The following is a 12,215-nucleotide window of genomic DNA, read 5'->3' as shown; positions in this document are numbered from 1 at the left end:
TGCTTTCATTTTGTGTGGTTTAGTTTGGGTTCAAGACCCGCGCCCGACCACCACAATCAAAGCTTAACCCCTGGCCCGAATTTCGGGGTCCGCCTCACAATCTGCCGTTGGACATCTCCGCGGCGAGCCGCGCGGCGACATTGGAGGGTTACGGCGATTCGTCGATCCGCGAGCAGATCTGGCCGTATTTGCAGGAAAGCGGCTGGGTTTCCCGGCATCCCGATATCTGGCGGCAGGCGGTGGATGTGACAGCTCCGTTCAAGGCGGTTTTCGATCAGGCGAACGCGCTGATGGAGTGGGTTTACCGGGAGTTCCGATATGAGTCCGGAGTGACGAACGTGAATACCCATTTGGAAGAGGCCTTCCAGATGATGCGCGGCGTTTGCCAGGATTTCACACACGTGATGCTTGGCTTGTGCCGGGCGGTGGGAATCCCGGCCCGCTACGCTTCCGGCTATTTATACAACGGCCCGCGCGACACGCTCGTCGGCGCGCAGGCTTCGCACGCCTGGGCCGAGGTCTATCTGCCCGCCGCCGGCTGGATCGGATTCGACCCGACTAACAACACGCTTGCCGACGAGCGCTACGTGAAGATTTCCGTGGGCCGCGACTACGAGGATGTGGCTCCGGTGCGCGGGAGCTACAACGGCACCGGGCATTGCCGGATGGAAGTGCAGGTCGAGGTAGAGAAAATCTAGTCAGAACGGCTTGGCGAGGCCGAGCCACGCGGCGGTCACCGCGGCGGCGATGCTGAGAAGCAGGACAATGGAGCTTGGCAGGACCTTGCGCTTGGCGAGGACGGGGGCGACGCCGAGGAATAGCCACAGGCCGAGTTTGATCATCCACCAGGATTGACCCATCGGCGGCTTTTTCAGCATGGCGAAGCCGACGACGAGAATGAGGACGAGCGAGATGCCGTGAAGCATCGAGGCTCGCTTTTTGCCAGAGCCGCCTAGCAGCGTTGCGCCGAGCGAGGTGAAAAGGGCGATGACGCCGGCGAGATGGAGTGTTTTGAGGATAATAGGGTCCATGGGATGATTGCGCTGCCGGAGTCTCTCCGCATCGGGCTTGGGATCAAGGAAGTTCGGGCTGCCGCCGTCACTTGAAAACGGCCAGCACCGCGCGGTGGTCCGAGGCTTTGTCCCAGTCCGCGTCGTCGATGATTTTCGCGGCGGGGAAATCGACGTCCTTGCGGAGTTCGCGGGTCACCATGATGAAGTCGATGCGGGAGTAAAGGTCATGCAGCGCCCAGTGGTGGGTCCAAGCGTCATGGTGCGAGTCCTTGGCCGGGATGGCGGTTAGGTAAGTCGGGTCGTTGTAATTTCCGGTGATCGTCTTGATCGTGGGAGTGGCGCGGGTGTCGTTGAGATCCCCGTAAACCACGAGCCGGGCGTCCGCGTTGGTTTTGAGAATGGAGGTTACGTGACGGCGCAACAAGCGGGCCTCGTTGAGGCGGATGGCTTCCTGATCGCCTTGCTCGCTGTCGCGCTTGGATTTGAGATGGGTTCCAAGGAAGCGGTAGGATTTCCCGCGGGCCTGGATGGTCGCATCAAGAATCCCGCGGTTGATCGCGAAGGTTTGACCGGCGAGTCGGTATTCGGTTTCGGCCGGCTTGGCGGTGGATGTGATCGGGAAACGTGAAAGCAGCCCGAGGTGGCGCGTGGGATCCGAGCCTCCGGTGTAATGGGAGTGCGGGAGATCCAAGCCGGCAGCTTTGAGGTCTTGCTGGATTTCGGCGAGGTCCGAGGCTTCGCCGATTTCGCACAGACCGATGACATCGGGCGTGTGGCGGGAGAGGATTGCGACGACCGCCTGCTTTTCGCTGTCCGGTTTCGGAGCGCCTTTGAGGGCTTTCCGATCGACGTAGCGATCCATCGTCAGCCAGTTTTCGACGTTGTAAGTGATGAAGCGAAGTCCGCTTGGGGAGGTGGTTTCGGAAGAAACCGTGACAGCTTCGGGGGCGGCGGGAGTCTCGATTTCAGCCTCGACTTCAAATGGACGCGCTTCTTCGGGTTCCGGCGCGGCCGTTTGAGTTCCGGGCGTGTTCCAATCCGGGGTTCCGGTTTTGCGGTCGCAGGAAGAAGCCGCGAGCATCGTGCCCATACAGAAAACAGCCCCAAGAATCCTTGGGGCGTGATTTCCGAATGAAGCGATGAGACGCCGGAATCCCATGCGATCAGGATTCCCGGGGTTCTTTGCCCGGAACTTCCTTCACGCGGGTTTCGGTCTCGGAGCGGGTGATTTCGTGCTCGAAATCCTCACGCGCCTTTTTGAATTCGCCCATGCTTTTGCCGATCCCGCGAGCGAGTTCGGGCAGCTTCTTGGCTCCGAAGAGCAACAGGATCACAATGAAAATTATGATCATTTCTGGCATTCCAATAGGTCCCATGGTGGTAGTGGTGTTGTTGGAGGGACGCTAAGGTCCCTCCGAGGTGCTTGCAAAGGGTATTACTCGAAGTGGCGGAAGATTCTTTCGGCCGCGGAATCAATGGCAGACCGGGCAGGTGTTCAGCGAGGTGAAAAAGTCGTTGCCCTTGTTGTCGACGAGGATGAAGGCGGGGAAGTTCTCCACGGTGATTTTCCAGACTGCTTCCATGCCGAGTTCGGGGAAGGCGACCACTTCTTGCGAGCGGATGTGTTCTTGGGCGAGCAAAGCGGCGGGTCCGCCGGCCGAGCCGAGGTAGAAGCCGCCGTGGCTTTGGCAGGCGTCGGTGACTTGTTTCGAGCGGTTGCCCTTGGCGAGCATGACCATCGAGCCGCCGTTGGCTTGGAAAAGATCGACGTAGCCGTCCATCCGACCGGCGGTGGTCGGGCCGAAGGAGCCGGATGGCATGCCAGGCGGGGTTTTCGCCGGACCGGCGTAATAGACCGGGTATTTCCTGAAATATTCCGGGAGTTCGCCTGTTTCTTCGAGGATTTCCTTGAGCTTCGCGTGGGCGATGTCGCGGGCGACGATGATGGTTCCGGTCAGCGCGAGTGCGGTGGTGACGGGGTATTTCGAGAGGGTTTTGAGGGTTTCCTCCATTCCGAGATCGAGATCGATCGGCACGCCCTTGAATTTCCAATCGCGGAATTTCTCAGGGATGAAACGGCCGGGATTTTTCTCCAGTTTTTCGAGGAAAATCCCGTCCTTGGTGATTTTCGCCTTGGCTTGGCGGTCCGCCGAGCAGGAAACGCCGATGCCGACGGGACACGACGCGCCGTGACGCGGCAGGCGGATCACGCGGACGTCGAGCGCGAGATACTTGCCGCCAAACTGGGCGCCGATCCCGACTTCGCGGGCCATGGCGAGCAGCTCGTTTTCAAGCTCGATGTCGCGGAAAGCCCGGCCGTGCTCGTTGCCCGAAGTCGGCAGTTCGTCGTAATAATGGGTGGAGGCGAGCTTCACCGTCTTGAGGCAATTTTCCGCGGACGTGCCGCCGATGACGAAGGCGAGGTGATAGGGCGGGCAGGCGGCGGTACCGAGCGACGCCATTTTTTCGCGGCAGAACTCCTTGAGCCGCTTGGGGTTGAGCAGGGCCTTGGTTTCCTGGTAGAGGAAGGTTTTGTTGGCAGAGCCGCCGCCTTTGCTGACGAAGAGGAATTTGTAGGCATCGCCCTCGGTGGCGTAGAGATCGATTTGCGCGGGGAGATTGGTCTTGGTGTTGACCTCGTCATACATCGTGAGCGGGGCGGTCTGCGAGTAGCGGAGGTTTTCCCTAGTGTAGGTCTGGTAGATGCCTTTGGAGAGGAATTCCGCGTCGTCGCAGCCGGTCCAGACTTGCTGGCCCTTTTTCCCGACGATGGTGGCGGTGCCGGTGTCCTGGCAGAACGGCAGGATGCCGTGTGAGGCGATTTCGGCGTTTTTCAGCAGCATCAGCGCGACCATGCGGTCGTTTTCCGAGGCTTCCGGGTCATCGAGAATCGCCGCGACTTGCGCGAGATGGGAAGCGCGAAGGGTGAAATTGATGCCTTTGATCGCTTCGGCCGCCAGCTGCGTTAGCGCTTCCGGGGCGATCTTGAGCATCGGCCTGCCCTCGAATTCCGAGACGGAGACGTGCTCAGAGCTGATCAGTTCATATTCAGTGGTATCGGGACCGAGAGGGAAGGGATCTTGGTAGAAGAATGGTTTGTCGGACATGGCGTCTGGCTTTTTCTAAGCACGATGGGCTGGGGGAGCAACCGTTTCCCGAGTCGCCGCAATGAATGCATGGTGAATGGCGGAATCCGCTGTTTCCGCACGGCGAATCACCCCCCGGTGAAGTTCACGCCCATTTCCTCGGAGATCGCCTTGAGGCGCAAATCAAACGTCCAGAGCGGAATCCCGCCGAGGACGGACGACGCGAGGATGTTCGCGTCGTTCCACTGGATTCCACGGCCCCAGAGCCGGCGAGACTCCACCATCTGGCGGGTTTCGGAGAAACTGGCGATTGGAGGGCGATTCAATTTCGCGAGATCGATCACCGTTTGCCGCCGGTCCTTCAAGGTTCCCATGGACAGCTCGCCCACGACGATCGGGTGGCACCAGACTTCGCCGTCTTCCAGCATGGCCGCGAGCAGGGGATTCCGCTGGCGGAAATGATGGATCCAGACGCAGGTATCTACGAGAATCGGTTTCATTTTGGTTCGTCGGCGACTCTGGAGCTTGGAAATGTGGAATCCGAGTAATAGCTCACGCGGGAGTCCCGGGGAGCGATATCGAAGTCAGGCATGGTTCCGCCCAAGGCGGCGAGTCTGCGTGCGGCCATCCTTTTCACATAGGCGTCGAGGACGAAGTTAAGGAGCTTTGACTTTTCATCGATGCCACTGAAGTCTGCCGCCGCTGCGAGCAAATCGTCATCAATTGTTACGGTAGTTCTCATGTCAAAAAAGATGCATCAAAAGTATGTCGTTTTCAAGCGAATTTTTGAATCGCTTTAAAATTCGCTTTTAGTAAAGGCCTTTCAAGGCTTGCGGGACCGAGCGGGCAGGGGTAAACGCTCCCTTGCCATGGACAAGAAACCTATAGTGCTCATTATTCGCGACGGCTGGGGTGTGAACCCCGGGGGGAAAGAAACCGCAATCAAGGACGGGAACGCCACCTTGCTCGCGAAAACCCCTTTTCATGAGGTGATGTTCAAAACGTATCCGAAGGGTTTCCTAAGCGCCTCGGGCCTCGATGTGGGGCTGCCTCCCGGCCAAATGGGAAACTCGGAGGTGGGCCATCTCAATCTCGGGGCCGGCCGGATCGTTTACCAGGATCTCACACGCATCAACAAGGCGATCGAAGAGGGGACTCTCGCGACGAATCCGGTTTTCGTGGAAGCGCTGGAAAAAGCCAAGACCGGGCGGTTGCATTTCATCGGCCTCGTTTCCGACGGCGGCGTCCACAGCCACCAGGACCAACTCAGCGCGATGGTGAAGCTGGCGAAAGAAGCAGGCGTGAATGACATTTTCATCCACGCGATCACCGATGGCCGGGACACTTCCCCGACGGGTGGCCAAGGCTATCTGGCAAAGGTCGAGGACGAAGCTGCGAAGAGTGGTGCCCATGTGGCCACGGTGATCGGCCGCTATTTCGCGATGGACCGCGACAAGCGCTGGGACCGCGTGAAGCTCGCCTGGGACGCCATCGTGTTAGGAAAAGGCGAGAAGCGCGACGTGCTCGCGAGCGAGGCCGTGGCCGACTACTACCGGATGGACAAGACCGACGAGTTCATGCCGCCGATGATTTTCGCGGAAGCGGACACGCAGCGCGTCAGGGATGGTGATGTGGTCCTGTTCTTCAACTTCCGCTCCGACCGTGCGCGCGAACTTTCCGAGGCGTTTCTCTATCCGGATTTCGCCGGCTTCGACCGTCAGGTCACTCCGAAGGTGCACTTCGTCACGCTGACCCAATACGATGAGAAATACGGCTGCCCGGGAATTTTCCCGCCGCAGACGCTCGACAACGTGTTGGGCAAGGTGGTCGCGGCCGCCGGTAAAAACCAGATGCGGATCGCTGAAACCGAGAAATACCCGCACGTCACCTACTTCTTCAACGGTGGCGAGGAAGCGCCTTATGACGGCGAAGACCGCGTGATTATTCCGTCGCCCAAGGACGTGCCGACCTATGATTTCAAGCCGGAGATGAGCGCCCAGCAAGTGACGGACACCGTCGTTGCCAAGCTCAAGGACTACGACATGGTCATCCTGAATTTCGCCAACCCGGACATGGTCGGCCACACCGGCGTGGTCGAAGCCGCGGTCAAGGCGTGTGAGGTTATCGACGCCGACGTGAAGGCCGTGGCAGAGGAAACCCTCCGCCTCGGCGGAAAACTCCTCATCACCGCCGACCACGGGAACTGCGAATACATGCGCAATCCCGACGGCTCGCCCAACACCGCGCACACGACCAATCTGGTGCACATCTTCTACGTCGCGGCGGACGCGGCGGATTATTCCGTGAAGGACGGCGTTCTGGCGGATGTCGCGCCGACGCTGTTGGAAATGCTCGGGCTGCCCAAGCCTAAGGAGATGACCGGAACGAGCCTGCTGGTCAAAAAGTAAGCGGGCTATCGAATTGTCGCCCGGCCGATGAGCAGGAGGCGCAGGCCGTTGAGGCAGACCAGCACGGTGCTGCCTTCGTGGCCGACCACGCCTAACGGTAGAGCGAGCGAGAAACCGAGCGCGGCGGAAATCAGCACAACGATCACGCCGCTGGCAAAAACGAGATTCTGAAGAAGCACCCGCTTCGCCCGCCTCGCGTGGCCGACGAGCAACGCGATGTTTTCCAGTCGGTCGCCCATCAGGACGACGTCAGCCGTCTCCATCGCGACATCGGTGCCGGCCGCGCCCATGGCCACGCCGATGTCGGACATCGCGAGTGCGGGAGCGTCGTTCACGCCGTCGCCGATCATCATGACGGTGCCTTCTAACTTGAGCTCGCGGATGACTTTCAGTTTGTCTTCGGGCAGGAGCTCGGCGAAGACCTCGTCCACCTTGGCTTCGAGCGCGATGGCTTCCGCGACGAGCCGCTGGTCGCCGGTGAGCATGACGACCTTTTTCACCCCGAGGCGGTGCAAGTCTTCGCAAAGGCGGCGGGCGGCGGGGCGGATGGTGTCGGCCATGACTAGCACGGCTTGCGCGGTGACGGTGTCGCCCTCGCGGAGGCCGAGCCAGACGCAGGTTTTGCCCTTGGACTGGAGCGGTTGGGATTTTTCCAGAAGGGAGGCGGTGCCCTTCGCGTTGAGTTCCAGCAGCAGTCGCTCGCTGCCGATGAGGTAGCGTGCGGTCTCGATGGTGGCTTCCGCGCCTTTGCCGGCGGTGGATTGGAAATCGGAAGCTTCGGGCAGCGTGATGCCCAGATCCTCGGCGCTTTTGACAATCGCGTGGGCGAGGGGATGCTCGGACTTCGCTTCCAAGGCGGCGGCCGCGCGGAGGATGGCCGCGACGTGGGCGGGCAGGGGATTTCCGATCTCATGGATGCCGTCGGCGGTGACGATTTCAGTGAGCGACGGCTTGCCGACGGTGAGGGTCCCGGTTTTGTCGATGGCGACGATGTCGATTTTGGCGGCCCTTTCGAGATGGGAACCGCCTTTGATGAGAATTCCTCGTCGAGCAGCGCCGCCGATGGCTGATAGAACCGTGGCGGGCGTGCTGATCACCAGCGCGCAGGGCGAGGCGACGACCATGATCGTCATGGCCCGATAGAAAGCATGGGCGAATGACGCGCCTTGGAAAATGAAGGGCACTAGAAACACTAGGATCGTGAAACCGATGACTCCCATGGCGTAGTATTGCTCGGCTTTTTCGAGGAAGCGCTGGGTGCCGGATTTTTCCGCCTGGGCCTCGGCGACGAGCTTGACCATCCGCGCGAGGGCGGAGTCTTCCGAGCGCTTGGTGACCCTGAGCTCGACGCCGCCGCTCTGGTTGATCGTGCCGGCGAAGAGCGTGCTGCCGAGGGATTTCGAAACGGGCATGGATTCGCCGGTGAGCGAGGATTCGTCCACATTGGTGCTGCCTTCGGAAATGACTCCGTCCACCGGGATCTGCTCGCCGGGCCGGACGATGACGATTTCGCCGATTTCCAAGTCTTCAACCGCGACCTTGACCGTGCCCCCGTCGCGTTTGACCGTGGCTTCGCTGGGCCTGAGGGTGAGCAGGGACTCGATGGCTCTTTGCGTGCGCTCCAAGGCGTGGCGCTGAAGGACGTTGGAAAAACTGAACAGGAAAAGCAGAAGCGCTCCCTCGAACGGGGCTCCAATGATGGCCGCGCCGAGGGCGGCGAGGACCATCAGCACGTCCACGTCGAGCACGCCTTCGCGAAGCGAGGCGATGGCGGAACGCACGCCTTTTTGTCCGGCGAAAATGTAGGCCGCGGCGTAGAGCGTGTGCGTGGCGGGTCCGATCCCCGTGGTTTTTTCGACGATCAATCCGGCGATTAGAAAAAGCAGGCCGAGGCCGCAGGAAATCTCCTCGTTGAGGTCGCCGGCGCGGATTTTTTGCATCAGCGAGCGAGTGTCCGCACGCCGGGATTCCAGCGGTTTAATGTCGGCACCGGTTTTCTTCAGGTCGTCGGCCATGCGTTCTTCCGGTTCGATGTCGGAATCGAAAGTGACTGACAGGACCCTGCCGAGATAGGTCGCGTTGGCGCGCCTCACGCCGGGAATGCGGCCCACTCGCTTCTCCAGTTTCTGGGCGCAGGCCTCGCAGGCGTTTCCTTCCAAGCGGAACGTGTGTTTGCGGATCGCGGATTCGACGTGGGCGATGTGTTCCTTGAGCAGCGAGCGCACCTCGTTTTCACTCAACAGCGCCGGATCGAAGTCCACCTTGACGACCGCGTGTTCCGGATCGGTCGATGCCCGGATGATGCCGCTGTGAGCCGCTAGATCCTTGTCGGCTTTTTCGACGACGGGTGAACTAGGGGAGACGTCGTTCATGGTTGGCAGAGTAGTTGGTTTGCAGCCTCAGCACCAGATCAGCCAATCGGTATCTTCGATCTGACCTTTGCCGCGATTTCGTGAAACGCGGCGGAAACCTTGTTGTTTGCCGGGGAGGCAAGGGCGATCGGCGCTCCCGAGTCGCCGCGCTCGCGGGTCTCGACGTTGATCGGGATTTGTCCGAGCAGCGGGACATTGAGGTGCTCCGCCTCGCGGACGCCGCCTTCCTGGCCGAAAATATAGTATTTCTTCCCGGCATCGCACTCGAACCACGCCATGTTTTCGACGAGGCCGGTGATCGGCACGTTCACCTTGGCGAACATGGAAACCGCCTTGCGGGCGTCGATCAGCGCGACTTCCTGCGGCGTGGTGACGATGATGACGCCATCCACCGTCACGGTTTGGACGATGGTGAGCTGGATGTCCCCGGTGCCGGGCGGCAGGTCGAGCACGAGGTAATCGAGGTCTTCCCACGCGACCTGGCGGAGAAATTGCTGGGTGTAGCGCGTCGCCATCGGTCCGCGGACGATCACCGGCGAGCGGTCTTCGAGCAGGAATCCCATCGACATGAGTTTGAGTCCGTGGGCTTCGAGCGGGATGATTTCATCGTGCTCGTTGGCCATCGGACGCTCGTTGACGCCGAACATCTGGGCGACGGACGGCCCGTAGAGATCGCAATCGCAGAGTCCGACCTTCGCGCCGGTGGCTGCGAGCGCGACGGCGAGATTGGCGGCGACGGTGGATTTTCCCACGCCGCCTTTTCCCGACGCGACGGCGATGATGCGCTTCACTCCGGGGATCGAGGATTTGCCGACCGTGCCGCCAACTCCGCCGGCGGCCGCGGGCGCGTCCTTGACGTCGATCTCGATTTTTACCGTTCCGATGTCGGGCAATGGGTCGAGAATCGCGTGGCAATCCTGGAAAATCTGTTGAGGAACCTTCTCATCGCGCGTCGCGATTTCGATGTGGACGGTGACGAGGCCGGGCTCGCATTTGACGTCCTTGACGAGGCCGAAGGAGATGATGTCCCGGGAAAAACCGGGGTAGCGGACTTGGCGAAGGGCTTCGCGGATGAAATCAGGGCTCATGGACGGGCGATTCTCTCCCGTTCGGGCGGCGGCGCAACGCGATTGTGATCATTCGCCGAAATTGCCGTGGCCGGGGGTTGACTCATTCCCTGATACGCCGAAATACTCGGCCGCCTCGAACGCTCACAAATCTATGGAAAACGTCATCATCATCGGCACCGGCTGCGCAGGATACACCGCGGCCATTTACACCGCCCGCGCCAATCTCACGCCGCTTCTGCTCTCCGGCACTCAGCCCGGCGGCCAGCTTACCACCACGACCGAAGTTGAGAATTTCCCGGGCCACCCCGAAGGCATCATGGGGCCGGATTTGATGATGAAAATGCAGACGCAGGCCGAGAAATTCGGTGCCCGGATCGCCTGGGCCAGCGTCGAGTCGGTCGAGCGGCGTGCGGATGGCACCTTCCTGCTGAATGCCGGTTCGGAGACTTTCGAGGCGAAAACCGTCATCGTGGCCACGGGGGCCGCTCCCCGCCACTTGGGCATTCCCGGCGAGCAAAAACTCATCGGCCACGGCCTCACTTCCTGCGCCACTTGCGACGGGGCTTTCTACCGGGACGTCCCGGTCTGCGTGATCGGCGGCGGCGACAGCGCCTGCGAAGAGGCCGGTTTCCTGACCCGTTTCGCCAGCAAGGTGTATCTCATCCACCGCCGCGACGAACTGCGCGCTTCGAAAATCATGGCCGACCGCGCTCTCGCCAATCCGAAGATCGAGCCGGTCTGGAACTCGACCGTCAGCGAATACCTCACCGACGAAAAAGGCGAAATGCGCGCGGTGATGCTCAAGAATTTGATCAATGGCGAGGAAAATGAACTCGAAGTCGCCTGCGTTTTCGTGGCGATCGGCCACGTCCCGAACAGCGCCTTCCTCGGCGATCTCGTGGACAAGGACGAGAACGGCTACATTCTCCAAAATCCCGGCCGGACCTCGACCAAAACCCCGGGACTCTTCGCCGCGGGCGATGTGGCGGATCATTATTACCGCCAAGCGATCACCGCCGCCGGCCAAGGCTGCGCGGCCGCGCTCGAGGCTGAACGCTACCTCAGCGATCACGATTGATCCCGCCCGGGTCAATTTGATCCCGGCGAGTATTCTGACTTCAGTAAAATTTTGTAAAATTTTACTGACAGTTAAGAAAACCTTAATTATCAAGCTGACATGCTCAAGTGTGTCTATTGCGTCCGCCGGCTTCCGTCTCTCTCGGTGGAAGAGTTTTACGACTACTGGCTCAACCAGCACGGTCCCTTGGTTCGCAAGCACGCGCCGATTCTCGGAATGAAGCGTTACGTGCAGAGTCACACGATTCAGAATCCGATGCTCAACGCTGCCGCTCAACAGCCGCGGGGAATCACCGACATGTATGACGGCATCACCGAAGTCTGGTGGGATAGTCCGGAATCGCTCGCCGCCTCCCTCCAGACCCCGGAAGGGCAGGAAGCCAACCGGATTCTTTCCGAGGACGAAGCCCGCTTTGTCGATTGCGCCAACTCGGCGATTTTCTTCAGCACCGAGCACACAATTTTTGAATTTTAACCCATCGATCCCCATGAAACACAAAGCCTGCCTGCTATTTTCAGCGACCGCCCTGTCCGTTGTTCCCGCCTTCTCGAACGGATTTTACGTCCCGGTCCAAGCTCCCGAAGCGACCGCCCGCGGAAACGCGTGGCTGGCCACGGCCGACAGCGCCGCCGCCGTGTATTATAACGCGGCCGGTCTCACGCAGACCGAATCTCCCGAAGTCATCGTCGGCGCCTATTCGATCATGCTGGGCCTCGAAGCCGAGATGGATTCAGGAAACAACTACGAGGCGGATAACAGCTGGGCTTTCCTTCCCCAGATTTACGCGGCCGTGCCGATCAACGACAAGCTGGTCGCCGGATTCGGCCTCAACACGCCGTTCGGCCTCGCCACCGATTGGGGAAGTGACACACAATTCCGTTATCTGGCGACGGAAACGGAACTGAACTACGCCACTGCCTGGGCGGTGCTGGGTTACAAAGTCACTGATACGTTTTCGATCGGCGGCGGTTTCGGCGTCCATCATGCGGATTTGAAAATCGGCCAGTTCGTGAATCTGGGAGGGAATGATTTTCCAACGGAATTCAACGGCGACGACGAAGCGCTGTCCTGGACATTGTCCACTCGCTGGCAGCCTTGCGAACAGCATGCTTTCGGTTTGATTTACCGCAGCAAGACGGATTTCGAGCTCGACGGGGATTTCGAGGTGACCGGCGTGTTCGACGAGAG

General features: G+C 60.3%; 13 protein-coding genes. 5 read left to right on the top strand and 8 right to left on the bottom strand.

Translation table 11 applies throughout. From position 1 onward, the window contains the following. Window positions 1-107 precede the first annotated feature (107 nt). Window positions 108-698 (top strand): transglutaminase-like domain-containing protein, encoded by a 591-nt coding sequence (locus AC4DF4_RS15545; protein WP_490049027.1) that lies wholly within the window; start codon window positions 108-110, stop codon window positions 696-698. Here AC4DF4_RS15545 and AC4DF4_RS15540 read toward each other — a convergent pair whose 3' ends face one another. The 6 genes from AC4DF4_RS15540 to AC4DF4_RS15515 all read right to left on the bottom strand — a co-directional run bounded on the left by AC4DF4_RS15540 (window position 699) and on the right by AC4DF4_RS15515 (window position 4,841). Further along, the gene (locus AC4DF4_RS15540) at window positions 699-1,031 is read right to left on the bottom strand and encodes a hypothetical protein (protein WP_490049026.1); all 333 of its coding nucleotides are present in this window, start codon (window positions 1,029-1,031) and stop codon (window positions 699-701) included. A 67-nt stretch (window positions 1,032-1,098) separates the two neighbouring features. After that, window positions 1,099-2,103, bottom strand: a complete 1,005-nt coding sequence (locus tag AC4DF4_RS15535; protein ID WP_490049025.1) for an endonuclease/exonuclease/phosphatase family protein — start codon at window positions 2,101-2,103, stop codon at window positions 1,099-1,101. A gap of 73 nt (window positions 2,104-2,176) precedes the next feature. Then, entirely contained in the window at window positions 2,177-2,389 is a 213-nt protein-coding gene (locus AC4DF4_RS15530; protein WP_490049024.1) for a Sec-independent protein translocase subunit TatA/TatB, read from the bottom strand. A 96-nt stretch (window positions 2,390-2,485) separates the two neighbouring features. After that, complete coding sequence (locus AC4DF4_RS15525; protein ID WP_490049023.1) at window positions 2,486-4,120, bottom strand: fumarate hydratase; 1,635 nt, start codon at window positions 4,118-4,120, stop codon at window positions 2,486-2,488. Between the two features lie 107 nt (window positions 4,121-4,227). Next, window positions 4,228-4,599: a type II toxin-antitoxin system VapC family toxin gene (locus AC4DF4_RS15520; protein ID WP_490049022.1), complete on the bottom strand. Its 372-nt coding sequence runs from the start codon at window positions 4,597-4,599 to the stop codon at window positions 4,228-4,230. After that, entirely contained in the window at window positions 4,596-4,841 is a 246-nt protein-coding gene (locus tag AC4DF4_RS15515; protein ID WP_490049021.1) for a type II toxin-antitoxin system VapB family antitoxin, read from the bottom strand. Before AC4DF4_RS15515 ends, AC4DF4_RS15520 begins: the two co-directional genes overlap by 4 nt. Window positions 4,842-4,968: 127 nt before the next feature. Here AC4DF4_RS15515 and gpmI point away from each other — a divergent pair, with 127 nt between their 5' ends. Further along, entirely contained in the window at window positions 4,969-6,507 is a 1,539-nt protein-coding gene (gene gpmI, locus AC4DF4_RS15510) for a 2,3-bisphosphoglycerate-independent phosphoglycerate mutase (protein WP_490049020.1), read from the top strand. Window positions 6,508-6,512: 5 nt separating this feature from the next. Here gpmI and AC4DF4_RS15505 read toward each other — a convergent pair whose 3' ends face one another. Together AC4DF4_RS15505 and AC4DF4_RS15500 are read right to left on the bottom strand one after the other, a co-directional pair. After that, window positions 6,513-8,879, bottom strand: a complete 2,367-nt coding sequence (locus AC4DF4_RS15505) for a heavy metal translocating P-type ATPase (protein WP_490049019.1) — start codon at window positions 8,877-8,879, stop codon at window positions 6,513-6,515. 38 nt (window positions 8,880-8,917) lie between these two features. Further along, on the bottom strand, window positions 8,918-9,967 hold the full coding sequence (locus tag AC4DF4_RS15500; protein WP_490049018.1) for an Mrp/NBP35 family ATP-binding protein: 1,050 nt from the start codon (window positions 9,965-9,967) through the stop codon (window positions 8,918-8,920). Between the two features lie 133 nt (window positions 9,968-10,100). Between AC4DF4_RS15500 and trxB the strand changes: the two genes are divergently transcribed. From trxB to AC4DF4_RS15485, 3 genes are all read left to right on the top strand, one after another. Beyond that, window positions 10,101-11,027, top strand: a complete 927-nt coding sequence (gene trxB, locus AC4DF4_RS15495) for a thioredoxin-disulfide reductase (protein ID WP_490049017.1) — start codon at window positions 10,101-10,103, stop codon at window positions 11,025-11,027. Window positions 11,028-11,126: 99 nt separating this feature from the next. After that, window positions 11,127-11,501, top strand: a complete 375-nt coding sequence (locus AC4DF4_RS15490; RefSeq protein WP_490049016.1) for an EthD domain-containing protein — start codon at window positions 11,127-11,129, stop codon at window positions 11,499-11,501. Window positions 11,502-11,514: 13 nt separating this feature from the next. Next, window positions 11,515-12,215 (top strand): OmpP1/FadL family transporter (locus AC4DF4_RS15485; RefSeq protein ID WP_490049015.1); only part of this gene is annotated, 701 nt, incomplete at its 3' end.

This window comes from Luteolibacter sp. (assembly GCF_058122085.1).
The sequence above is the reverse complement of the archived record's forward strand: the minus strand, read 5'-3'. Positions and strand labels throughout refer to the sequence as shown.